Source organism: Marinobacter sp. MIT932201 (assembly GCF_047123295.1).
GTDB lineage: Bacteria > Pseudomonadota > Gammaproteobacteria > Pseudomonadales > Oleiphilaceae > Marinobacter > Marinobacter salsuginis.
In genome coordinates this window covers 152,769-176,757 of the sequence record NZ_CP138917.1, presented here as the reverse complement: position 1 = coordinate 176,757, position 23,989 = coordinate 152,769, and the positions used below count along the sequence as shown (strand labels likewise).

The window sequence follows — 23,989 nt, the reverse complement described above, 5'->3', positions numbered from 1 at the left end:
TGATGGCCTATCAGGCTCCAAAGGCGTCTTCAGGTGTTTCGTAGCGACTTTGCAGTTTCCTCAATGCGGTCTTCTCAATCTGGCGCACCCGTTCCCGGCTGATACCCAGATCATCGGAAATCACCTGCAGGGTTTCCGGCTCCGGCAGTCCAAGACCGTACCGACGCGACAGGATGTCCTTCTCCCGATCACTCAGCTCGCTGAGCATGGATTTGAGCGTCCGTCGACGATCGCGATCAGACATTGGATGGTCGGGCGCCATCTGATCGCCGGCGTCCAGACTATCGCCAAGGGTGACCGAACCGTCCTCCACAAGCGGAACGTCCGTAGACAGCTCCCTGGTTGCCAGGGCTCTCAGTTCGCCAATCCTGGACGGGCTGGCTTCCATCTCGCGGGCCAGCTCGGTCTGGGACGGCGTCCGGCCCAGGCTCTGATGTAGCCTCAAAGACAGCTTCTGCAGTTGACGGATTTCATCTACCACGTTTTCCGGCGTATGCACCAGACGGGTGCCGCGCTGCAGGCAGCGTTTGACCTCCTCACTGATCCACCAGTAGGCGTAGGTCGAGAAGCGGAAGCCTTTGGTGGGATCAAACCGCTCCACGGCCTTGATCAAGCCCACATTCGCATCCTGAATCAGGTCTGACATGGGGATGCCATGCTGCCCGTAGCGACGGGCAATATGCACCGCCAGGCGCAGGTTGCTCTGGATAAGCTTGCGCCGGCAGGCTGTGGCGAGGTGAAACGCCCGGCGACATCGGGAGGAAAACGCACAGGCATCTCCGAGGCTACCAATCACTTCCCGGAACGTCTGCGGGGTGTCCTTCGGCAGGGCCAGTTCGGTACTGATGATACGGTAACACAGAGTCAGTTTGCGGGAGAGGCGACGTTCAGCCTCGTCTGTCAGCAGTTCATACCGGGACGCATCCCTGAAGTACAGCCCGACCAGGGAATCCCTTTCACCATCGTTGGGCGTTGTCGGAGACGGTCCCAGCCTTTCAGTCGTTCGCATGGCTAAGGCACCGGTCAAAATTTACATCAGGAGATACGACGTGGGGGAGCTGATGGATTTACCGGGGGAGGGTCAGTAAAAACCCACAGGCGACACGAGCGGTCGGCCTGTGGGCATCGCCTGCAAAGCTATGGCAGCTCAGGCTGCGACAATAGCGTACTCGTGGTTATGAGGCTCGATGAGAACGCCGTGCAGAGCAACGATCGCCTTCTCGTAGTCATCCTCATCCACCACAAACTGGATATCCACCTGACGCATGCACTGGTGCAACGCCAGAACGCTGATTTCCTCATCGGCCAGCGCCTTGACGGAGCGGGACAGAATGCCCGGAACCTTCATATCGCTGCCGATAGCCGAAACCACAGCCACTTTTCGAGTGTTGATCTCGGCATTGGGGAACTCTTCCTTCAGCGCCTTGACCACCCGCTTGACGTGTTTGAGCGTGCTGCCCACGTAATGGGTGATAGTGTTAGCGTTGGTGTCCTTGGACATGAACCGAACCTTGAAACGGCTCAACACATCCAGGATACGGCGGTCGGAGCCCGGCTCGCCCTGCATGTCCTGATCGAACACTTCCACAGCGAACACACCCTTGGCGCCTGCAATGATCTCCACCTGGGGCTTCTCACTGACGTAATCGCCGGTGATCAGGGTACCGGTGTGCTCCGGTTCAAAGGTATTCATCACCCGCAGCGGAATCTCGTTCTGGCGCATGCCCTTGCCGGCACGGGGATGGATCGCCTCCATGCCCAGGTTGGCCAGCTGGTCTGCCACGTCATAGTTGGTGCGGCCGAGTGGTACCACCTTGTCCGCGCCAACGATGTTGGGATCGGCAGAGCTCAGATGGTATTCCTTGTGGATGATCGCCTCGCGGGCCTCGGTGATCACGGCCACCCGGCTGAAGGTCATCTCACTGTAGCCGCGGTCGAAGGTCCGCATCAGACCTTCTTTACACTGGGCATAACCGGTCACGATCGGCAGTTCGCGGCTCAGGTCCACGGCATCGAAAGCCTGCTTGAGCTTCTCGTCCAGCGGCAGCAGCTCGTTGTCGCGCCAGCCGGTCAGATCCACGAAGCGGGCATTGATGCCTTCCTGCTGGAGCTTCAGAGCGGTGTTGAAGGCACTGTGGGCCTCACCGATGCCGGCCAGCATTTCACGTACAGTGAGCAGATGCTCTTCCAGCTGGAACTGGCCGTAGGAACACAGGCGCTGCAGGTCGATCAGGCAGCCCCGCACACCCTCGATACGGTCGGTGATGAACTGGTCCGCCTGCTGCTTGAGCATCGGGTCTTCGAACAACTCACCGTTGATATCAGTCAGAAACTTGACCAGTTTGGTGAGGTCGTCGCCCCAGGCCCAGTCCGACTCGGCATCCGCAAACAGGGCATAGACGCCCGGCTCACCGGTCTTCTTGTGTTCCAGCAACTCGTTCGTCACGCCACCGTAGGCAGACACCACAAAAATGCGCTGGTACAGATTGTCCTTCTTGCGATTACCGATAATGATATTGTCACGGACGGCCTCGTAGTTACTCATCGAGGTGCCGCCGATTTTTTCAACGGTATGTAGTTGGCTGGTCATAATCTTGCCTTTGCTATCCTGCAGCATGTATGTCCGGAAGTGCGGGCGCCTTACGACGCCTCGCTGAGCCCTTCCTGCATGATTTCGTCCACACTTTTCGCCAGCAGGGCAGCCCCTTTCTTCAGGTCTTCCTGGCTGGTCGTCAACGGCATCAGGCACTTGATGACTTCATCATTCGGACCACTGGTCTCGATGATCAGGCCGTGCTCGAAGGCACGTTTGGTAATCGGGCCTGTGATGTCCGCGTGGGTTGCTTCAATACCACGCATCAAACCGCGCCCCTTCATTTTGAACTGACCGGGGTACTTGTCGCAAATCGCCTGCAGCGCATCGCCCAGCACCTTGGTCTTGGCCTTGACCTCGTTGGCGAAGGCGTCGTCCTTCCAGTAGTTCTCAACCGCGGCACGGGCAGTGATGAAGGCCATGTTGTTACCACGGAAGGTACCGTTGTGCTCGCCCGGATCCCAGACATCCAGCTCCGGCTTGAACAACACCAGCGCCATTGGCAGACCATAGCCACTGAGGGACTTGGAAACCGTTACGATGTCCGGCTTGATGCCGGCGAATTCAAAACTGAAGAACTCACCGGTGCGGCCATTACCCGCCTGGATGTCATCCAGAATCAGCAGGATGTCGTGCTTCTTGCAAAGCTCAGACAGACCCTTCAGCCATTCCGCGCGACAGGCGTTCAGACCACCCTCGCCCTGGACGGCTTCCACAATCACCGCCGCCGGCAGTTCGAAACCGGAAGAGCCGTCGCTCAGCAGTTTGTCCATGATCGCCAGGGTATCGACATCGTCACCCAGGTAGCCGTCGTAGAACATGAAATCGACATTACCCAACGGTGTGCCCACACCGCCCCGGTGGTGCTTGTTACCGGTGGTGGCAACGGCACCCATGGTGACGCCGTGGAAACCATTGGTGAAGGAAATAATGCCACTGCGGCCTTTCACCTTACGGGCCAGTTTCAGGGCCGCTTCGACACAGTTGGTGCCGGTGGGGCCGGTAAACTGCATTTTGTAGTCCAGGCCGCGGGGATCCAGGATGTGCTTCTTATAGGCTTCCATGAAGTCGTGCTTGGCCGTGGTAAACATGTCCAGGCCCTGGCTTACGCCATCTGCCTCGATGTATTCAAGCAGTGCTTTCTTCAGGGTATCGTTGTTGTGGCCGTAGTTCAGGGAACCGGCGCCAGCGAGAAAGTCCAGGTATTCCTTGCCATCTTCGGTATACAGATGCGCGTTCTTGGCGCGGTTGAAGATAACCGGAAACGCACGGCTGTATACACGTACTTCGGATTCAGTCGACTTGAAAATTTCCATCGTCTTGCCTCTTAGCATGTCAGGTTCGAGGTAGATGCGCGGCGGCTTAGCAATACTTACGGATGCGTTCGCAAAAGGCCCACCGTGCGTTGATTAAAGCCTTTTGACAGACCTACCTCAGTGGTCTGCCGGCTAATTCAAATCACAGCTTTACAGTCGTTCACAGCCCCGCAATCAGATGACGGGGCCGATCCTGGACCGCGGCTCTCAGACTGGCTTCGTGAAAGGCCCGATACGCAGCAGAAACTCGGAATCATGGTTTCCGCCGAAGTGGGTCTCTTTCTCGAAGTGCTCGTGGTAGGTGAGCTCGGCTCCCATATCACGGGCGAATGAACGGAACAGCGCCCATGAGGCCTCGTTGTCTTCTGTGATGGTCGTCTCCATATGGGTGACGTTCTTGCACGCATCACGACCAACGATTTCTTTCAGCATCCGCTTGGCGAGGCCCTGTCCACGACCTTTTTCGTGAACCGCCACCTGCCAGACAAACACGGTTTCGGGCTGTTGGGGAGGGATGTATCCGGAGATAAAGCCGACCAGATCGCCTTCCTTCTCCGCGGCCACGCCGGTTTCGGCAAAGTGGCTGCACTGCAACAAGTTGCAGTAAATCGAGTTGGGGTCCAGCGGCGGGCACTCGGCCACCAGCTGGTGGAGCCTGTAGCCATCATCCTTCACCGGTGTGCGAAGCGTGATGGCGGTGGTATTCGATCCTTCTGATGTCATAACGTGATCAGTTCGTGGCAAAAGTTAGTGGTGAATTATATAGACCACAAAATATATTTCAAGTTGGCCCCGGAACCCGCCCATGGCAAGGCCCCAGCTCACTCTTTCAGAATAGACCGGATTGAAGCATTCGCCAGTGACAAAATCGTTAAATTGATGAAGGGAAAATCACATCGTCGGCATGCAGGGAGGTGCCATTCCGAATCCGGTTCCGATAGGACACGGCGGCGGGCGAGCCGGCCGGCCATAACCGGTCAAACTCCGGCAACCAGGCCTCAAGGGAATAGCACACCGGCAGCAGTGACACATTCAGCCCGTGCCGCTCAATGCCGGCAACAGGCTCAGTGACGGGGCTGGAGAAGCCGATCCGGGTAATCAGCCCACGCGGATCAGACTGCAGGTTGCCCATGCCCGCAGAGCCGTTGTTCACCACCACCCGGCTCTGCTCACCCACCAGCCCGGACCAGAGCACCGGCAGGCAGGTGTGGGTGGAGGCAATTACATCGGCCTCCGAGGCCAGGAACCACTCGGTAAGCTTGCCGTCGTTCCCCTCGGTAAAGGATTCGTGAGCCAGACCCCAACCGGCCAGAGAGTCCAGGTCCCCGTGCACCACCAAAACCTTTAGGCCTCCAAAGATCAGGCAGCGATACCTTGGTAACAATGACAATCGCCGCTGGATATCCGGATGCTCGACGGCAATACCCTGGAGCCGTTCCATGATCCGGTTCGAGCGTTCCACCATGCCTTGATCAACAAAATCCGGATAGGCACAGCCACAGCCGGCACCGGCGCTGGGGTTCGCCAGTTCGTAATCCACATTTCCAAGGGAAACCGTGTGATCCAGCACCCGATTATTGATGGCCCGGAACAGGCTGTCGCTGGCGTTGAACCAGTTGAAATCGCCATTGAACACCAGCTTCACCCGGTGTCCCTGCCGCTCCTCCGCCAGCGCCATCTGTTCGATCTCATCCAGGGCCCAGGGATTCCCATAGAGCCCGCCGATGATATAGAGCACGTCCTCGGAGACCGTGCGCGGCTCCTGACACAGATCTTCGGCAGAATAGCGGTACGCCAGTGGACAGCTGCGACCTTCGCTCATAATCTCAGGCCTCACCCGCTGCCAGGGAGCGCCCGGCAAGCCGTCGAAGCAACAGGGGCGCAAAGAAGCCGGCCGTACAGATCAGAAAGCCATAGGCGTTCACGCCCAGCAACATGGCGTACTTGCCATCGCCAATGGCCCAGCTTGCCGGAATCAGACCAACCGCCAGCAACACGCCCAGGCCCAGACCGGTCCAGAAACTCAAATGGAAACTCCAGGGCGACCACTTGGTGAAACCGTAGAACAGGAACACCGGCGCCAGGCCCATCACCATCGTCCCGGAGATAGTGGTGGCCTTGAGGATATCGGTACCGGCAAACATCGGCAGGTTACCCAGGAACGCAAAGATCACCATCACCACAGCACCCACCCTCATACTCGGCAGCTTGTCAGAGGCACGTTGCGCCAGCCGGGGCAGATCGACCGCCAGCGACTTGGCCAGCGAGGTAAAGGTGGAATCCAGAGTGGAACCGGCCGAGGTCATCATCACCACACTCATGAAGAACAACGCCGCCAGCCCCAGAGACTGGCCCACTGCAGCAGGCGCGTTGCCCATGGCCTCAATGCCGTTAAGCCGGGCGTGAACACCCACAAGACTGAAGATAAACACCGCCACGAAGCCCAGCAGCCCGGCCACCACAAAGCTCTTGAGCATGGTCTTTTCTTTGTTCACAAAGCCCCGGTCGGTCAGCACCGGATCGTGGAACGGATAGCTGAACAGCTGCAGCAACGCCACCAACAGCAAATCAAACCCGGCATTAAGCCGGAACTCGCCGTTGGTCAGCAGGGCACTGGTATCGTTGGCGGGAATAATGAGGAACAACACCGCCCCAACGAAGAACACAAACACGAACGCCTGAATCACATCGGTGAAAATCGACGACCGCAGCCCACCTTTCAAACTGTAGGCCAGGGTAAACACTGTAAACAGCATCGCCGCCGCGTAATACTCCCACTCACCGGGCAGCCCGAAATAGCCGCCAACCACCGCAGTGTTACTCCAGACCTCGTTATACAAACGGATCAGAATCGCCGCCGCAAACGCCAGGCTCGCCAGCCGACCAAACCGGGAAGTCAGGAAATCCTGCAGACTCTTGGCCCCGGTCTGCGTCCGGATCAGGTAGATGACATAGCCCGCCACCGGAATCGACAGCCAGTAACTGGCATAAGCCAGACCCCCGACCACGCCATAAGCCGCCCCCAGGTTCGCCGCGTTGGTCACCGACTTGGCAAAGATCCAGCTGATAAAAATACTCGCCGTCAACGACCACTGACCCACCGGGTTACCCTGGTCATCGGCGCCCTTATAAAAAGAGTTCGCGTTCTTGCTCTTGGGCGACAGCACATACATCACCACGCCGTAGACCAGCAGGAAACCCCAGAACAGGGAGGCCTCTGTGAAGTTCATGTTTTCGTTCCTTTGTTCTTTGGTTCTTTATTCCGGGATTTTTCCGGTGGTTTCTGGTTTGGTGCTTTTCGGGTCAGGCCGGTAGGGGGTTCAAAAAAACGCCCGTAAACCCATCCATGGGGGGCTTGGTCGCGCCATCCCTGGCGCTCCACATTTTTTGAACCCCCTACCGGCCTGCCCCTTGTCTAACCTAAGTTTTGGCTTCCCCGGCGAAGGAGTCAGCCTTCAAACCACTTAGCCAGATCCTTATCTCGAGCCTGTTTTCCTCTCGTTTTTCCCACCAAACAAACGAATGGCAAAGTCCTATCAGCGGTCTGGGTGGTGAGATTATTTTCCCGCCAGGAAAAAGATGTCTGAGCGAAGCGAGTTGTTTTTCCCAAGGGAAATTAATCTCACCTCCCAGGCCGCCAATGACTAGCCATCAGTCCTGAGCGGCCCCACACCAGAATCAAGCCGGAGCCGAACAGCTGGCCCCAAAGCGGTAACAGGAAAAACACCGGTGATGCCGCAACATAATGCGCTCATCCATACTCTCAGCCAGCGTCCCCCCCAGGTCATACTGCGGGTCATCATCCACCAGCGTGCAGGCATAAACCCGAACCTGATCACCCTTCTTCACAAGCATCCGCGTATAGGTGCACATAAAGTGCGACCGGGATTCCTTCGTCGGATACTTCTCCATACACGTCTCGGTAATCTCCGGGCTTCCGTCTTCCGAGCCCGGCGTCCCCAGATCCGGAAACGCGGTAAACGCCAGGTCCTCCGGAATGCCCCATTCCCGGAAGATCTCACGGAACGCGCCTTCGACGTCCGCAGGGATTTCCTCCGGGTCGGTCTGGCGGGCGATGGACACCTTGAAGCCCTGCTCAATCAGCCAACGGATGCCCTGAAGGGCTTCATGAAAGCTGCCATCGCCGCGGTCCTTGTCGTGCCGGGCCCGGTCGGGGAAATCCAGGCTGACCCGGAAATGGATCGGGTAGGGGTTGTCCAACAATGGCAACACCTGATGCTGACGCTTATGCAGTGGCTCGGTGGCGTTGGTGAGCACGAAGCAGGGCCGGTGCTGGCTGGCGTAGTCCAGGATATTGACGAAGTCGCGGATCACGAAGGGCTCGCCACCGGTGAAGGAAAACTGCTCCACGCCCATCTCAATGGCTTCGTGGATAAACGGTTTTACGTCACTCAGTTTCATGCCCGGAATGCGGCCATCGCCGGGGTGCGATCCCTCCAGGCAAAACGGGCAGGCCAGGTTGCAGGCGGTGCCGGTGTGGATCCACAGCTCTTTGAGCTTGTCGGCATCGATGTAACCCCGGGGGTCGCCGTTGCGAGTGTGGGTCCAGCTGTCGCGGGCCCGGGGTTCCAGGACTTCCACGGCCGGAATGCGATTTTTCCGGGCCGGTCGAACTTCAGTCAGGGGCATGAATGCTCCTCGCTTGTACAGAATTCCAGGGGCAGAGACAGGGGCGATGCCTGTTTGGTTCAGTCATCGCCGTATGGCCTCAGCTTGTCGTCACTTCTTTTTGCTTTGTCGGCTCGTTTCCACCCCTGCCCCGGCGCCAGCCATGGAGCTTCTCCAGAAGCTTCAGGATGCCTTCGGGAGCATGGGCGCGCTTCCATTCGCCGGCGGCGTATTTGGCCGACTCGTTCCAGGTCGGGTACGGATGAATGGTGCCCAGAATCTTGTTGAGGCCCAGGCCGTGTTTCATCGCCAGGGTAAATTCGGCCAGGATTTCGCCTGCGTGTGTGCCTACCACCACAGCACCCAGGATCTTGTCCTTGCCCGGCGGGGTGAGAACCTTGATGAAGCCGTGGTCCTCACTCTCCGCAATGGCCCGGTCCAGGTCGTCGATACCATAACGGGTCACTTCGTAGGCGACACCCTGCGCTTTTGCTTCGGCTTCGCTAAGTCCTACCCGCGCCACTTCCGGCGAAGTAAAAGTAACCCACGGCATCACGCGGTAGTCCACCTTGAACCGCTTGAACTGTCCAAACAGCCCATTCACCGCTGCGTACCAGGCCTGATGCGCCGCGGCGTGGGTAAACTGGTAGGGTCCCGCCACGTCGCCGCAGGCGAATACGTTCGGGTAACGCAGGCTCATGTCCTCCTCCACCGGCACGGTGCCGTTCGGCAGGGTATCCACACCAATCCGTTCGAGGTTCAGGCCGGCGGTGTTGGCCGCACGGCCAACCGCCACGAGAACCTGGTCGAAGGGGATACGTACCCGCTCGCCTTCGTGCTCGCAGTAGGCAACCTTCTCTCCTTCCTCTATACGGAACTCGGCGGCGGAATGTTTCAGCCGGACATCCACGCCGTCCGCCTGGAACTGCTTCAGAACCAGTTCGGAGACATCCTCATCTTCCCTGGCAAGAATGCGCTCGCCCATTTCCACCTGAGTCACCTTGCTGCCCAGGCGGGCAAACGCATGGGCGAGTTCGGAGCCAATCGGACCACCGCCCAGCACCAACAGACGCTCGGGCTGCTCTTCCAGCTCCCACAGGTTATCGGACGTCAGCGGCTGCATGTCCTTGAGACCGGGGATCGGAGGTACGGCCGGCTTGCCGCCGGTAGCAACAACGATGCTGCGGGCGGTCAGGCGTTCGGTGCGGCCATCGTTGTGTCTGACTTCAAGCTCCCAGGGCGACACAAAGCTGGCTTCGCCGGCAATGCAGTCCACACCCAGCTTGCGGTAGCGCTCCGGGGAATCGTGCGGCTCCACTTTCGCGATAACATCCTTGACCCGGTTCATGATGTTCTTGAATGAGCCTTTAACGGGCACTGATTCCAGGCCGTACCGGTTGGCATGGCGGAGGGTATCAGCCGCCTTGGCACTGCGGATCAGAGCCTTGGAGGGCACGCAGCCGGTATTCAGGCAATCGCCCCCCATCTTGTGCTTTTCGATCAGCGCCACCTTGGCCTTTACTGCTGCGGCAATGTAGGCGGAAACCAGACCGGCAGAGCCACCGCCGATGACCAGCAGGTTGTAATCGAAATGCTCGGGCTTCTGCCAGCCGGCGTACACTTTCCGGCGGCGGATAAAACCCACTACGAACTTGGCGATCAATGGGAACAGACCCAGCAGGGCAAAGGACAACAGGAGGTCAGCCGAGACGATGTCGCCGGTGGACTGGATCTGGCCCAGCTGGGTACCTGCGTTCACGTAAACAAACGTACCCGGCAGCATGGCAATCCAGCTTACCAGAGCGTAGGTACGGAGTTTCATAGCCGTAAGGCCCATGGCCAGGTTGATCAGGAAGAAGGGGAATACCGGCACCAGGCGCAGGGTTGCCAGGTAGAAAGCACCATCTTTTTCGATACCCCGGTCCATCTTGGCCACCGTCTCCCCGTAGCGCTTGCGCAGGGTATCCCGCATCAGGAACCTGGCCACGAGGAACGCGAGTGAGGCGCCGATGGTTGAAGCAATCGAGACTGCTGCCAGACCGTAGAGATTGCCAAAAAAGGCACCACCCGCCAGGGTCATGATGGTAGCGCCGGGCAGCGAAAGCGCCGTTACCACGATATAAACAGCGACGAAACCCAGCACCGCAACCAACAGATTCTGATCAATCCAGTTACCGAGAGACTGCTGGTTTTCTTTCAGATTTTCGAGAGTCAGCAGCTCACTCCCGCCACTGGCGATAAACCCGGTGACCACAGCCGCGATCAGCGCGACCAGAATCCATTTCTTGAGTGTCATGAAATCGTCCTTCCTACCTTGAACGTGATAACGAAGAGACCCCCGAGTTCTGAAAGTGTTACATCAGGCCATCAGTTCTGTTTTCGTTACCTGCTTTACGATGTTGTACGTCGTTCAGCCACGCATTGTGTCAACGATTGCTCATGAATATCTAACAATTTAATCACGCATCCTAATCATCGAGTGTGGGGAACTTTTCAGCCGCGTTCGAAACTTACTGCTATTCTTGAACAATTGCTCACTTAAAGGAATAGCGATGGCCCATTCAGCTCTTAACGAGGAGCAGGCCCTGATCGAGGGCCTGAAAACCGGAAACGAGCAGTCCTACAAAGAAGCAGTGCGGACTTTTACTCCCGGTATGCTCGCCGTCGCCCGGTTTTATCTGGACAATTCCAGTGCAGAAGAGATTGTCCAGGATTGTTGGGTCACAGTTATTGATGCCGTCCAAAAGTTTGAGGGGCGGTCCGGCCTGAAAACCTGGCTACATCGAATTGTCGCCAACCGCTGCAAGAACCGTCTTCGCTCAACCAAACGAGAGGTCTCTACGGATTTCTCAGAAGCCCTGGAGCCGGAACTGGGGGAGCGGTTTAACGCCAAGGGTCGATGGGATCTGCCCCCAAAACTGCAGTTTCACGACTCAGCCGACACCCTTATGGAAAACGGCGCCCTCAGTGATTGCCTGGACAAACACCTCTCTGCTCTGCCGGAAGCCCAGCGCTCGGCCCTGATGCTCTACGAAGCCCATCAGCACAAATCCGATGATGTCTGTAACATTCTCGATGTCAGTGCCTCTAACTTGCGGGTGCTTCTGCACCGGGCCAGACAAAAAATCTTTCTTATGGTGGAAACCTTTCAGGAGACCGGCGAATGCTGATGTGCAGGGATCTCGCGGTTATCGCCAGCGATTACATTGATGGCGAACTGCCCGTTTTCCAGAAAATGTCGGTGAAAATGCACCTGTTGATGTGCAGGGACTGCCGGACCTTTATTGGCAACCTGCGGGCGAGTACCGAGCTTATGAAAGCGCTTTCGTCCGGACAGGCAGATGAGGAGCTTATCCGCAGAATTGACGAGCGAGTGGGCGAGGCGCTAAAAGAAGGATCCCAAACTTCTACAAACCGAGAGCCGAAATGATCAAAGTCAGTGTTATGTATCCCAAAACCGCCGAAAGCAGCTTTGACCTTTCCTACTACCGTGATACGCACATGGCGCTGGTCCGGGAAAAGCTGGGAGATGCCTGCAAGCGAACTGCAATTGAGTCTGGACTCTCGGGCGGAGCGCCTGGAGAGGGCCCTACCTATATGGCCATGGGGCACATGTATTTTGATTCAGTTGGCGATTTCCAGACCGCCTTCGGGCCGCACGCCAAAGAAATTCTTGGCGACATCCCGAACTTCACCAACGTTCAGCCAACGGTCCAGATCAGCGAAGTTATCGAATAAGCCTCAAGGTCGGACTGATACACCGAACATCAAGGATCTCCTATGGCCGCTAACCTCCCGCACGATAAAAAAGCCGCCATCACCGCTGCCCTGGCGGGCGGCTGGGTCGCCGACGCCGCAAGCCTGGGCCTTCACTGGCTCTACAACAGCGAACGCATCGCGGAGATCGGTGACCAGACACCCGAGTTCCTGCCTCCACGGGCCGACTATTACACCAAGGGATTTGGCTATTTTGCCCATGAGGGCAAACAGGTCGGTGATGTGAGTCACTACGGCGCCGCAACCGGCGTGCTCACGGATAGCCTAGTGGCCAATAAGGGCAACCTCGACATCCGGGATTACCAGCGTCGGTTCCGTTCTTTTTTTGGGCCCGGCGGACGCTGGCAGGGCTTCATAGATAACCCGACGCGGATCACTCTTGAGAATTTCAATGCGATCGAGCGCAAGGCGGTCGAAGAGGCACAATCCAGCATGCCAGCAAGCCTCACCGACAAGCAGAAACGGGTGCTGGTGCAGAAAGTGATGCCCTACACCCGCCGGCTGAGTGGCGACCAACTGGCCCAGCCGGTACGCGAGGCCATCAGCCTCACCTATGAAGACGCGGAAGTGCAGGAGGCCGGTGTTCACCTGGCAGAAACCATTGACCGCCATATGGTGCGTGAAAGTGGTGCCGACGATATGCAGTTGCCTGCGGTGTCCAAGCTGGCGCCACTGGTGGCCTCCTACTGCGGAACCAGCAACCTTCTGGGGGTCGTGGATGCTGCGGTGCGGGTAACCAATCACAACGACGATGCCGTCGCCTGGGCGAAGTGCGCTGCGGTGCTTTTGGATGGGCTCTTTCGGGGCGAGGGGCTTTCCGAGTCAATGGATGCGGCCATGACCGAGGCTCCGGACCCGGACTCCCTTGCGCGCGCCCGCAGGACCTCAAAACTGGATGGTGTAGCTGCCGGCGAAAGCTTCGGCCGAACCTGTTATCTGCATGAAGCCATGCCGGTCAGTTTCCATATACTCACCCACGCCCGCAGCTACACCGAAGCCATTCGCGCCAACATTCATTGTGGCGGTGACTCCTGCGGACGGGCGTGGCTAATTGGCCCCGCCATGGCAGCCACCCATGAGGTGGGCGGTGAGACGGGCATTCCCCTCAGTTGGCTTGCCAGGCTAACGGACGCCGCTAGCGTGTATCAGGATATCGAATCGCTGGTCTACGGTTCGTAAATTCTGCTACCAGCTTTCCCCGAACGGCCTGATATCAAGTTCATGGGTCCAGGCCGAGGGGTTCTGCTGGCAAAGGCTCCAGACTGCCTCCGCCACGGCCGAAGGCTGCACAAAGAAATCGTCCGGTTTATCCGGCAACATTTCGCGCGTTCGTGGCAAGTCCACCACGCCATCAATCACCACGTTGGCCACGTGAATCTTCTCCGGCCCCAGCTGGCGGGCCAGGGACTGCGCCAGGCTGCGCTGTGCCGCCTTGGCTGATGCAAATGGGGCCGTATTCGCCCGGCCCCGGGTTGCCGCCGAGGCACTGGTTACAACGATGCTTGCCGCTTTGTGCTGCCTGAGCTGGGGCAGCGCCGCCTTGGTGGCGGCCACCAGACCCTGCACATTGATCCGCCAGTTCGCCTCGAAGTCTTCAAGACTCGCCTGCTCAACGGTTTTGAAAGTGCCTCCGCCAGCGTTGTAGAGCAACACGGATACCGGTCCAAGCTCGCTCTCAATCGCCGCCAGTACAGAGTTAATCTGTTCCGGTTGCATCAGGTCACAGGGAAAGGCACTGGCGCCTGGTATTGCCGCCTCCAGGTCCAGGAGATAGGACTCGCTGCGGGCCAACATGGCCACTTGAAAGCCCTCCTCACTGAACCGGCGAACAAACGCCTCACCATTGCCGGGACCTACACCGAGAACTGCGCATACCTTGCTCATAGAGTGGCTCCTACAGAGAAAATCGAGGGTTTAACTCGGCAATATCAACAAGGTTAGCTCGTGCTAGTCTTCTTTGCTCAACGTGACTATCGGATGGGACCTGGAAGGCGGATACGAGTGATGGGGCGCGTACCCTTATATTCGACCGTCCAGCTGTAACCAGCGGGACAGCCTGGATTGCGGGCGTCGGCGAAGATACAGAGGCAATGTGCTCATCACCAACAGTACCGTGGCGGCAGCCACGACGGTCAAGGTGGGATTCAGTTCGAAGGTATGGCCGAGGCCGGCGAAGACAAACGTCATCGGCAGCATGCCTAGCAAGGTGGCCAGGGCATACCGCCACAGATGTATGGCAGTTACGCCGGCTGCATAGCTGATCAGCGCAAAAGAGAACAGCGGAATGAGACGGGTCAGGAAAACGGCGATGAACAGAAATCGCTGCGAACCGCGAGCCGAGAATACCGGATTGTTTTCAAGCTTCTGCTGAACAGCATCACGCCCGAGCACCCGGGCCAGATAAAATGCGACAAGCGAACCCGCCAGGGCGCCAACCACTGCAATCACTGTCCCATGGAACATACCGTAAACCAGGCCAGAGGCTGCACTGATCGGCAAGGTGGGGATCGGGCCGACCACCACCGCGAGAATCATCAGAAGCGTCAGTAATACCGGCCCAAGAGCGCCCTGGCTGGAAAACCAGTCGGACAGCACCGACGGCGTAAAACTGGCGGGCATGCCGAGGTTCCGCAGCAAAAACCAGATCGCCGCCATCAGCAGCGCGATAATTGCCAGAAGGGAGAAACGGAAAACCAACTGCGAACGGGTCATGTGCCTATTCTACGCGCTATACCCAAAACAGTAAGCAATACCATTGCCCTCCAGAACGCAAAAGGCCGGATGCCATACTGACACCCGGCCCTTCAGGACGCAGCCGTTAGAAACTGTTATCGAATCAGCGCTGCGGCATTACAATTAACGCCAGCCTACACGGTCGAAGATCTTCACCGCTTCCGGGTTGTTGGTACCCAGCACGCTGACATTGATGTCATCAATGTTCAGGTTACCCCAGGAGTCCAGTACCGGGTTCTTCAGTACGCCTTCTACCGCCGGGAACTCGTGGTTGCTTTCAGCAAAAATCTGCTGGGCAGTATCGGAGGACAGGAACTCCAGGAAACGAACTGCGTTGTCCTTGTTCGGTGCTGTGGCAACGACGCCCGCACCACCGATGTTGGCGTGTACGCCACGGCCGTCCTGGTTCGGGAAGATAATGCCAACCTTACGGGCCACTTCACGATCGGCAACATCGTCGGAGTTCAGCAGGCGCGCATAGTAGTAGTGGTTGCCCACGGCCAGGTTACATTCACCAGCAGCGACGGCACGAATCTGGTCAGTGTCACCGCCCTGGGGATCACGGGCCATGTTGTCAACAACACCCTGGGCCCACTCCTGTGCGCCTTCAGTGCCGTGGTACTCGACCAGGCTGGCCAGCAGGGACTGGTTGTAGATGTTGCTGGAAGAGCGGATGCAGATCTCGCCCTTGAACTCGGGCTTTGCCAGGTCTTCATATTGGCTGATCTGGGACGGATCGAAATCAGAGCGGTCGTAGTAGATCACGCGCAGGCGCTGGCTGAAACCGAACCAGTGACCTTCGGGATGACGCAGGGAGTCCGGAAGACGGCTATTCAGGGTTTCAGAATCAACTGGCTGGAAAATGCCCTCCTGGTCCGCACGCCAGAGATTGCCCGCATCAACCGTGATCAGGATATCAGCGGGGCTGGCGACGCCCTCGCGCTTGATCCGCTGGATGAGTGCGTCGGACTTGCCTTCGATCAGGTTAACCTTGATGCCGGTTTCCTCAGTGAAGGCATTGTAAATGGCCTGGTCGGAATCGTAATGCCGTGCCGAGTACAGGTTCACTTCACTCGCAGATACACTGGTTGCCGCCAGGGTTGTCGCCAGTGCAGAGGCCGCCAGTTTCGCTTTATGAGATACCACGGGATCAATCTCCTTGGTTGTTGAGCGTTATTAATGGTGATAACGATTTGTATTTACGGCGATTAGACCCAACTTTCCTGTAGAAGTCAATGAATAGGAATCAGTCGCTTTTACGTATTCAATACACAATCAGACGCAACAAGATTACAATGTGGTCGTCACCAAAGTTTGTACCGGAAGGCTGGATCGGCACATGAGCATTTATCAGCAAAGCCCCACCTACAATGACCAACTCGAAAACGGTCTGTCGGGCCCTTCACTCATGCTTGACCGTGTTCATTGCCAGTTCCATGGCGATACCGTTGTCAGGGACATCAGTCTACACCTGGAAGCGGGTGAGGTGGTTTGCCTGCTTGGGCCATCAGGCTGCGGCAAAACCACCCTGCTGCGCATTGCAGCAGGGCTTCAGATGCCCTCCAGTGGCAAGGTGTTTCTGGGCCGGTCGCTGGTCTCGGCACCCGGCGGCGTCCAGGTGCCACCCGAAAAACGAAATGTCGGCCTTGCCTTCCAGGAGTCTGCGCTCTTTCCTCACCTGACTGTTCTGGAAAACGTCTGCTTTGGCATCAGCACGCTGCCCAAGAAGCAGAAACAGGCCCGCGCACTGGATCTGCTGGAGCGTCTGGGCATGGCTGGATCCGCCAACGTTTACCCGCACACGCTGTCCGGCGGCCAGCAGCAGAGGGTTGCCCTGGCCAGGGCCCTTGCCCCATCGCCCAGGGTCATGCTGCTGGATGAGCCCTTTTCCAGCCTGGACGCTCGCCTGCGTGATCAGATCCGCGACGACACGCTTCATGTACTCAAAGAGTTGAACACAGCAACCCTGCTGGTTACCCACGACCCCGAGGAAGCCATGTTCATGGCCGATCGGATCGCCCTGATGCGCGACGGCGAAATTGTGCAGACCGGCTCGCCCACGGAACTCTACTGCAACCCCGTGGAGCCCTTCGTGGTCAATTTCTTCGGTCAGGTGAATGAACACGTCGGGATTGTGCATGACGGCCAGGTAGCGACGCCCCTGGGCCGACTGGACGCGTCACGATTCGACGAAGGCGCGAATGTCAGGATTCTGATTCGACCTGAGGCCGTCAAAGTGACGCCACTGGAGGGGAAGGTCGCTGATGATCGCACCAGCCATGTCATTATGTCCCGCCTGCTGGGGCCCACCAGCCTGTTGCATATTTGTGCCCATGGACCAGACGGTCAGGAGATGCATTTGCACGCCAAAGTGCCGGGGGTGTTTCTGCCAGAGGAAGGCCAGGCCGTCTCCCTGGAGCTGGATATGTCCCAGGTGTTCCTGTTTGAGGCAGAAACCTGGCGTTAACCCCGGTCACTGCCCGGACGGGATCGGCGCATCGCCAGGCTGAGAATCACCACGGGGATGATGCCCACGGCAACAATGGCCAGGGAGGACATGGCGGATTCCGCCAGCCGCTCGTCGGAAGCCAGGCTGTAGGCACGCACCGCCAGCGTATCAAAGTTGAACGGCCTGAGAATGATCGTGGCCGGCAGTTCCTTCATCACATCCACGAACACCAGTATGCCGGCCGCCAACAGGCTGCTGCGCATGATGGGTGTGTGCACCTTGCGCAGGGTGCCACCCGCCGTTTGCCCAAGCGTTCGGGCCGCTGCGTCCATGGACGGCGTCACTTTCCCGAGACTGGCCTCGACGGTGTTGAACGACACCGCCAGGAAACGCACGGTATAGGCGTAGATCAGGACAAATGCACTGCCACTGAGCACCAGTCCCACCATGAATCCGAAGCTGTCCCGGAGAAAAAGATTCAACTGCTGATCTGCCCAGGCCAGGGGGATCATGATGCCAACCGCAACAACCGAACCAGGGATGGCATACCCCATGGCCGCGACCCTGTTGGCGCCCCTGACCCAGGCACTGGGATTCAGGCGTGCGCCATAGCTCAGCATAACCGCAAGACCAACGGCCACCAGCGCCGCGCTCGACGCAAGGATAAAGCTGTTGAACGCAAACTCCAGAAAACGGGTACCGAAGAGTGCATCGCCAGTGGTAATGGCCATTTCCAGCAGGATGAGCGCAGGCACAATGAACCCGATCAGAATGGGCAGGAAACAGACCAGAAACGCCAGCGTGGCCTGTCCGGATGTGAGCGAATACTCCGGCAAGACCTGGTAGCGCGCCGAAGTATGGTATTGCCTGCCACCGCGGGACACTCGCTCCAGAACCACCACCAGCACCACGAACACCAGTAGACAGGCGGCCAGTTGGGCAGCAGCAACCGGCTCTCCCAGACCAAACCAGGTCCGGTAAATACCGGTGGTGAAGGTATCGACACCAAAGAACTGGACCGCCCCGAACTCGTTCAGTGTTTCCATCAGTACCAGCGAGACCCCACCGATAATGGCGGGACGCGACAGCGGCAGGGCAATGCGCTTGAACATGCGCCACGGGCCAAGGCCCAGAGTGCGCCCGACATCGAGGGCACTCACCGACTGCTCCATGAACGAGGCACGGGCCAGCAGGTAAACGTAGGGATAGAGCACCATGGTTATCAGCAGTGACGCGCCACCCAGTGACCGGATATCCGGAAAATAATAGTCACCATACTGCCAGCCAAACCAGTCACGCAGAGCACTCTGCAGGGGCCCTGCGAACTGCAGGAAATCGGTATAGGCATAGGCAATCACATAGGTCGGGACGGCAAGCGGCAACAAGAGCGCCCACTCGAACAGGCGCCTGCCGGGAAACCGGCACATGACGACCAGCCAGGCACAGGCAGTGCCGATCAGGGTGGTACCAATAGCCACCGAGAAACTCAGAACCACTGTGTTGCTCAGATATCTGCCGAGAACGGTACTGACGAGATGGTCCCAGACCTCACCGGACGGGAAAAACACGTGGGCCAGTATAACCAGCACTGGCAGGGCCACCAGCAACGCAATAAGGAAGGTGCTGACCGTCCAGGCGCTGAAACGGTGGGCGCGACGACCGGCGCCATCGGTTGCAAGACCGGAGCCTGTCAAATCGTTTGCTTGTGATGTCGTATGTTCAGCCATAGAGCCTATGAAGGGCGGGTCGGGAACGGGAGTATAAGGGATACGGCGGCGTTATGAAAAATGGCCACCTGGAAGGAACGCACAGTCGCCCCGAAGAGAGGAAAACAAAGAGGCAGGCGAGATCCCAGCTTGTCTTTTTAGCTGGCCAGGCGGTTCACCTGTTCAACAAACGCGGTTGGCAGGGTGTCGATGACCGGCCGGGCATCGCCGCACACATCCGGGTTCGGAGCATCCGGCTCTTTTGCAAGCACCACCGGCGACTCCGACCAGTGCAGCAATTCGAGTTTGCCGTTCTCCTGTTCGACCAGAGCCGTGCAGTGCTCCACCCAGTCCCCGTCGTTGCAATAAAGCCCATCTTCGCTGCGCAGGAACCCGGCAGAGTGGATGTGGCCGCAGATGAAGCCGTCGTAGTTTCCTTTCTCGGCCACCGTGAGTGCTGCCAGCTCGAACCGGCGGATAAAGGTACGGGCCTTGCCGATTCGGCTCTTCACCCAGGCCGCCAGAGACCAGTAGGGCTTGCCCTTCAGTCGACGCCAGGCATTGAACCAGCGGTTCAGGCGCAGCAGGAGACCATGGGCACGGTCACCCACCAGCAGCATCAACGGGCTGCAGCGCACCACCTGATCAAACTGGTCGCCGTGGCAGACCATGAACCGACGACCATCGGCGGTGGTATGCACCGCCTTGTATCGAAGCTCTATGCCGGCGATCGTCTGGCCGCAGAACCGGCGCAAAAAATCGTCGTGATTGCCGGGCACGTAAACCACGCGGGTTCCACTGGCCGCCAGTTCGATGAGTTTGTGGATAACGGCCTGGTGGGCATCGGGGAAATGCACCCGTCGTTGCATTGCGACCAGGTCAATGATGTCGCCCACCAGGTAGAGCGTTTCACAGCGTACGTGACTCAGGAAATCCAGCAGGTATTCCGCCTGGCAGTCCGCCGTGCCCAGGTGTACGTCGGAAATGAAAACGCTCCGATAGCTCCGCATGGTGTCTCCCGTCTTTCAACCAGTCCGGATGCTGACACCTTGGCAAGATCCGGTGACGGGGAAATGACAACGAAGAGACAGTTCTGTGACGTTTAGAGGGGAAACATTGGCAGGAAATGGGAAATCCGGTAACCCGCAGGTTACCGGACCATGGAAGGACAGCCGTTAGCGCAGGTCCGGGTTCAGGGTGTAAGTCCCCGTTACACGGGCACTGGCCAGCACATGCCCTGCCATGGCCTCACGCACGTCGTTGCCATCGAACTCACCATCCAGGGCAAGCGTATCCACATCCAGTGCGTGCACCTCGAAGTGATAGTGATGAATGATCTCATCGTTCCAGGGCGGGCAGGGACCATCGTATCCCGCGTAAGTGCCGTTCATGTCGGGGTTGCCAGCCAGGAACTGGGTGTAGTTGTTCACGCCACGGATACCGATGGGACCGGGACCCGGCGCCTTGCCCTTGGGGATGACGCCATCACTGTCCTCGCCTTCCGGGATACGACTGGTGCCGGCGGGTACGTCCACCAGCAGCCAGTGGAAAAAGTCGACTCGCGGAATGTCCTTTGAAACCGTCTTGCCCTCCTGGTTCACGTCGTCCGCGACGCTGGGCACGTCCGGATCGAACATCATCACCACGAAGCTCTTGGTGCCCTCCGGCGCATCGTCCCAGACGATCTCGGGGTTCCGATTGGGACCAAAACTCATATGGTCTTCTTCACTGTAGACCCCGAATGCGAATTTCTCGGGAATCGGCTGGCCTTCATCTATGCCTTGAACCTGAAGTTTCACGGCGTTGCCTCCTGTCGTTTGGGCCGTTGGCTCACTAACTGTGTCTGGGACAGTCTCATTCTGTGATAATACGGTTTTAACACAAAATCGATTCAACTGACCACGGAGCCCCGATGAGCCAACAGAAACCTGGAAAGCCGCAAAAGCCCGCAAACCAGAAAGACGAGGACGCGGTTGCCTTTGCCCAGGGTATTTTCGAGCTTGCCCGCAACGGCGGAGCCGGGCCACTCAGCGTGATGCTTGATGCCGGAGTCCCGGTCAACATGCGCACCAGCGAGGGCGAGACCCTGCTGATCCTGGCCAGCAAACACGGCCATCCGGAAACCGTGCGCCTGCTGCTCGAAAAAGGTGCTGATCGCGACGCAGAGGACAGCAACGGTAACACTGCATGGTCGCTGGCAAAAAACGACAGCGTGCGACGTCTGTTCGAAGAACACAGCCAGTAAGCCGGCATGTTCAACAAAGGCGAGATTGTCCATCACACCCGGGATGCCCTGGGCAGCATCCTGGTGGTCGATTACCGTAAGCATCGGGTACTCACCTTCAATTCGGTATTCGAGCAGAGCAAGATCGACCGTCGTTATCCCTACCTGCCGGTACACGAGTACAACCGGGCCATGATGCTGCCGGCGGTGTTTGCCAACCCCTGCCACGTGACCATTCTGGGCCTGGGCGGCGGTGTCATGGCCGGTGCATTTCACCATCTCTATCCCGAATGCCGAATACACGCTGTGGAACTTCGCCAGGCGGTACTGGATACGGCCAGAGAGTTTTTCGACTTGCCAGACAGCGAGCGCCTTGAGGTCACCATTGCCGATGCCCGGGATGCCCTGGAAAAGCTGGCGGACGCAAGCACCGATATGGTTCTCGCTGACCTGTACAACGCAGACCGGATGAGCCCGGCGCAGGCCCAGAAGCAGTTCGTGGACGAATGTGCCCGTGTGTTAACCGATGACGGCTGGCTGGTGCTGAACTACCACAGAACACCGGATGTCGAAGGCGCCTACTTCCGAAGGCTGAGGAGGCATTTTGCGGTGCTTCTGGGCTTTCGAAGCAAAAGCAACAACACCGTGGTTTATGCCAGCAAACAGCACTTTCAGTCCGTACACCCGAAAGACCCGGTGCTGACAGATCTGGAGAACCGGCTGCCCATAGACTGGCGTCGCTTGATGGCCAAAGTCAGCCGGATGGAATGAGGGGGAAAACCGTTCTGGAGTTGATCCAGGTCCTTGATGATTGCCGGGGATGATCCATAGTTACTGTCATGGAGTCCATTGTTTTCATCAGGAGTGCTGACCATGAGTGAGGAAGACTACAAAAAGCTTCATCCGGTACTGAGCGAGGTCACCAAGACCTACGTCGATCTCTACACCAACCGGCCCAATGAGAAAAACCGGGAAAAGCTGATCAAACTGGAAGCCCTGCTGCACGAGAAGCTGGAAGCTATTCGCAAAGCCAAGGAAAACGAGGAGTAGGGCCCGACTGCGCCGGGCCCTGGAGCGATCACGACCATTTTTCTCCCGGGCTCTGATAGTCCAGGAAAGCCCGGTGCAGAGCCTCAGGTTGGTCCGTCTGGATCAGCATGTCGATGTACTGCCGCTTGAGAAACCCGGCCCGCTCCATGGTTTGCGCCATCGCCAACAGAGGATCGAAAAACCCGTTGACGTTGTAGATGGCGCAAGGCTTGTGATGCAGGCCCAGCTGGCCCCAGGTCCAGGCCTCGAACAGCTCTTCCAGCGTGCCAATGCCGCCCGGCAGCGCCACGAAACCATCGGCCAGATCGGCCATCAGGGCCTTGCGCTCGTGCATGTTCTTGACCACATGCAATTCGGTCAGGCCGGAATGGGCCAGTTCCCGGTCCCGCAGGTGCTCCGGGATCACCCCGTGAACCCGGCCACCGGCCGCCAGTACGGCATCGGCCACCACACCCATCAGGCCGACGTGACCACCGCCGAACACCAGCTCGATACCGTTACGGCCGAGATAATCACCCAGCTCCCGGGCTTTGTCCGCGTATAGTGGATCGTTGCCGGACCGGGAGCCACAATAGACCGCGACCTTCATTCACCGTCCCCGATTTTGTCCTGGGTCCGGGTCTCGAAATCGCTGGCATCGTGGCGCTCGTGCAGCTGGCTGCTCGGCTCACCCCAGGCCCTGTTAACCATCCGGCCTCGTCTGACCGCCGGGCGCTGAGCGATCTCATCGGCCCAGCGAATCACGTTGGTGTAAGTGTGGGCTTCCAGGAACTCGGCCGCGTCATACACCTTGTTTTTCACCAGGGCGCCGTACCAGGGCCAGATGGCCATATCGGCAATGGTGTATTCGTCGCCCGCGATGTATCGGTTGTTTGCCAACTGACGGTCCAGTACATCGAGCTGACGCTTGACCTCCATGGTGTAACGGTTGATCGGGTACTCATAGTATTCCGGCGCGTAGGCGTAGAAATGACCGAAGCCGCCACCAAGCATGGGTGCGCTGCCCATTTGCCAGAACAGCCAGTTCATGGTTTCGGCACGCCCGGCAACGTCCTTGGGCAGGAAGGCCCCGAATTTCTCCGCCAGATAGAGCAGAATCGACCCGGATTCGAACAGACGGATGGACGGGGAGACACTGTGGTCCACCATGGCCGGAATCTTGGAGTTGGGGTTCACCTCCACAAAGCCGCTGCCGAACTGATCGCCCTCGGTAATCTTGATCAGCCAGGCGTCATACTCGGCGTCTTTGATACCCAGCTCCAGCAGCTCCTCGAGCATCACCGTCACTTTCACGCCGTTGGGGGTGGCCAGCGAGTACAACTGCAACGGGTGCTTGCCAACCGGCAGCTCCTTGTCGTGGGTCGGGCCGGCGATCGGGCGGTTGATGCTGGCAAACCGCCCCCCGCTCTCGGAGTCCCATTTCCAGACTTTGGGCGGCGTGTAGGTAGCGTCGGTCATGGCATTTCTCCTCACAAAGTAGCAGTCAGCTGGCTCCGAGGTCGCATTGAGCCC

General features: G+C 58.3%; 24 protein-coding genes. 8 read left to right on the top strand and 16 right to left on the bottom strand.

Features of this window, described 5'->3' with window-relative positions:
* Positions 1-10 precede the first annotated feature (10 nt).
* The 8 genes from SIC15_RS00785 to SIC15_RS00750 form a co-directional block, all read right to left on the bottom strand.
* On the bottom strand, positions 11-1,009 hold the full coding sequence (locus SIC15_RS00785; RefSeq protein WP_412536866.1) for an RNA polymerase sigma factor RpoD/SigA: 999 nt from the start codon (positions 1,007-1,009) through the stop codon (positions 11-13).
* Between the two features lie 138 nt (positions 1,010-1,147).
* Positions 1,148-2,590, bottom strand: a complete 1,443-nt coding sequence (locus tag SIC15_RS00780; protein ID WP_069182836.1) for an aspartate kinase — start codon at positions 2,588-2,590, stop codon at positions 1,148-1,150.
* A gap of 50 nt (positions 2,591-2,640) precedes the next feature.
* Positions 2,641-3,909 (bottom strand): diaminobutyrate--2-oxoglutarate transaminase, encoded by a 1,269-nt coding sequence (gene ectB / locus SIC15_RS00775; RefSeq protein WP_412536865.1) that lies wholly within the window; start codon positions 3,907-3,909, stop codon positions 2,641-2,643.
* A 207-nt stretch (positions 3,910-4,116) separates the two neighbouring features.
* Positions 4,117-4,632 carry a diaminobutyrate acetyltransferase gene (gene ectA, locus SIC15_RS00770; protein WP_069182533.1) on the bottom strand — a complete coding sequence of 172 codons (516 nt, stop codon included), beginning with the start codon at positions 4,630-4,632 and terminating at the stop codon, positions 4,117-4,119.
* A 148-nt stretch (positions 4,633-4,780) separates the two neighbouring features.
* Positions 4,781-5,731, bottom strand: a complete 951-nt coding sequence (locus SIC15_RS00765; RefSeq protein ID WP_209399307.1) for a hypothetical protein — start codon at positions 5,729-5,731, stop codon at positions 4,781-4,783.
* A 4-nt stretch (positions 5,732-5,735) separates the two neighbouring features.
* The gene (locus SIC15_RS00760; RefSeq protein WP_153634210.1) at positions 5,736-7,139 is read right to left on the bottom strand and encodes a sodium:solute symporter family transporter; all 1,404 of its coding nucleotides are present in this window, start codon (positions 7,137-7,139) and stop codon (positions 5,736-5,738) included.
* Positions 7,140-7,587: 448 nt separating this feature from the next.
* Positions 7,588-8,559 (bottom strand): radical SAM protein, encoded by a 972-nt coding sequence (locus tag SIC15_RS00755; protein WP_412536864.1) that lies wholly within the window; start codon positions 8,557-8,559, stop codon positions 7,588-7,590.
* A 79-nt stretch (positions 8,560-8,638) separates the two neighbouring features.
* On the bottom strand, positions 8,639-10,834 hold the full coding sequence (locus tag SIC15_RS00750; RefSeq protein ID WP_412536863.1) for an FAD-dependent oxidoreductase: 2,196 nt from the start codon (positions 10,832-10,834) through the stop codon (positions 8,639-8,641).
* Between the two features lie 256 nt (positions 10,835-11,090).
* Here SIC15_RS00750 and SIC15_RS00745 point away from each other — a divergent pair, with 256 nt between their 5' ends.
* Genes SIC15_RS00745 through SIC15_RS00730 form a run of 4 tightly spaced genes read left to right on the top strand, consistent with a single transcriptional unit; the run spans position 11,091 to position 13,494 of the window.
* Entirely contained in the window at positions 11,091-11,708 is a 618-nt protein-coding gene (locus SIC15_RS00745; RefSeq protein ID WP_209399311.1) for an RNA polymerase sigma factor, read from the top strand.
* Positions 11,702-11,968: an anti-sigma factor family protein gene (locus tag SIC15_RS00740; protein WP_412536862.1), complete on the top strand. Its 267-nt coding sequence runs from the start codon at positions 11,702-11,704 to the stop codon at positions 11,966-11,968. The genes SIC15_RS00745 and SIC15_RS00740 overlap by 7 nt, the downstream gene beginning before the upstream one ends.
* The gene (locus SIC15_RS00735) at positions 11,965-12,276 is read left to right on the top strand and encodes an EthD family reductase (protein WP_412536861.1); all 312 of its coding nucleotides are present in this window, start codon (positions 11,965-11,967) and stop codon (positions 12,274-12,276) included. Before SIC15_RS00740 ends, SIC15_RS00735 begins: the two co-directional genes overlap by 4 nt.
* A 42-nt stretch (positions 12,277-12,318) precedes the next feature.
* The gene (locus SIC15_RS00730) at positions 12,319-13,494 is read left to right on the top strand and encodes an ADP-ribosylglycohydrolase family protein (protein WP_412536860.1); all 1,176 of its coding nucleotides are present in this window, start codon (positions 12,319-12,321) and stop codon (positions 13,492-13,494) included.
* Between the two features lie 6 nt (positions 13,495-13,500).
* Here the strand turns inward: SIC15_RS00730 and SIC15_RS00725 are convergent, their stop codons facing one another.
* The 3 genes from SIC15_RS00725 to SIC15_RS00715 form a co-directional block, all read right to left on the bottom strand.
* Positions 13,501-14,199 carry an SDR family NAD(P)-dependent oxidoreductase gene (locus SIC15_RS00725; protein WP_412536859.1) on the bottom strand — a complete coding sequence of 233 codons (699 nt, stop codon included), beginning with the start codon at positions 14,197-14,199 and terminating at the stop codon, positions 13,501-13,503.
* 135 nt (positions 14,200-14,334) lie between these two features.
* Positions 14,335-15,027, bottom strand: coding sequence for a TVP38/TMEM64 family protein (locus tag SIC15_RS00720; protein WP_412536858.1), 693 nt, complete (start codon positions 15,025-15,027; stop codon positions 14,335-14,337).
* Between the two features lie 144 nt (positions 15,028-15,171).
* Positions 15,172-16,194 (bottom strand): Fe(3+) ABC transporter substrate-binding protein, encoded by a 1,023-nt coding sequence (locus SIC15_RS00715; RefSeq protein ID WP_349342069.1) that lies wholly within the window; start codon positions 16,192-16,194, stop codon positions 15,172-15,174.
* Positions 16,195-16,387: 193 nt separating this feature from the next.
* On the opposite strand from SIC15_RS00715, the gene SIC15_RS00710 reads away from it, so the two are divergent.
* Positions 16,388-17,515 (top strand): ABC transporter ATP-binding protein, encoded by a 1,128-nt coding sequence (locus SIC15_RS00710; RefSeq protein WP_069182525.1) that lies wholly within the window; start codon positions 16,388-16,390, stop codon positions 17,513-17,515.
* Here SIC15_RS00710 and SIC15_RS00705 read toward each other — a convergent pair.
* The 3 genes from SIC15_RS00705 to SIC15_RS00695 form a co-directional block, all read right to left on the bottom strand.
* Positions 17,512-19,191 (bottom strand): ABC transporter permease, encoded by a 1,680-nt coding sequence (locus SIC15_RS00705; RefSeq protein WP_412536857.1) that lies wholly within the window; start codon positions 19,189-19,191, stop codon positions 17,512-17,514. The genes SIC15_RS00710 and SIC15_RS00705 overlap by 4 nt on opposite strands.
* 170 nt (positions 19,192-19,361) lie before the next feature.
* Entirely contained in the window at positions 19,362-20,213 is an 852-nt protein-coding gene (locus SIC15_RS00700) for a UDP-2,3-diacylglucosamine diphosphatase (protein ID WP_412536856.1), read from the bottom strand.
* Between the two features lie 165 nt (positions 20,214-20,378).
* Positions 20,379-21,002 carry a YbhB/YbcL family Raf kinase inhibitor-like protein gene (locus SIC15_RS00695; protein WP_136631454.1) on the bottom strand — a complete coding sequence of 208 codons (624 nt, stop codon included), beginning with the start codon at positions 21,000-21,002 and terminating at the stop codon, positions 20,379-20,381.
* A gap of 113 nt (positions 21,003-21,115) precedes the next feature.
* Between SIC15_RS00695 and SIC15_RS00690 the strand changes: the two genes are divergently transcribed.
* The 3 genes from SIC15_RS00690 (at position 21,116) to SIC15_RS00680 (ending at position 22,477) form a co-directional block, all read left to right on the top strand.
* Positions 21,116-21,448: an ankyrin repeat domain-containing protein gene (locus tag SIC15_RS00690; RefSeq protein WP_209399322.1), complete on the top strand. Its 333-nt coding sequence runs from the start codon at positions 21,116-21,118 to the stop codon at positions 21,446-21,448.
* Between the two features lie 6 nt (positions 21,449-21,454).
* Entirely contained in the window at positions 21,455-22,198 is a 744-nt protein-coding gene (locus tag SIC15_RS00685; RefSeq protein WP_412536855.1) for a spermidine synthase, read from the top strand.
* Positions 22,199-22,300: 102 nt separating this feature from the next.
* Entirely contained in the window at positions 22,301-22,477 is a 177-nt protein-coding gene (locus SIC15_RS00680) for a hypothetical protein (RefSeq protein WP_228290042.1), read from the top strand.
* A 28-nt stretch (positions 22,478-22,505) separates the two neighbouring features.
* Here SIC15_RS00680 and SIC15_RS00675 read toward each other — a convergent pair whose 3' ends face one another.
* Together SIC15_RS00675 and yghU are read right to left on the bottom strand one after the other, a co-directional pair.
* Positions 22,506-23,066 (bottom strand): TIGR00730 family Rossman fold protein, encoded by a 561-nt coding sequence (locus SIC15_RS00675; RefSeq protein ID WP_412536854.1) that lies wholly within the window; start codon positions 23,064-23,066, stop codon positions 22,506-22,508.
* A complete protein-coding gene (gene yghU / locus SIC15_RS00670; protein WP_412536853.1) occupies positions 23,063-23,935 on the bottom strand; it encodes a glutathione-dependent disulfide-bond oxidoreductase in 873 nt (290 codons plus the stop codon). Before yghU ends, SIC15_RS00675 begins: the two co-directional genes overlap by 4 nt.
* Positions 23,936-23,989: the final 54 nt, after the last annotated feature.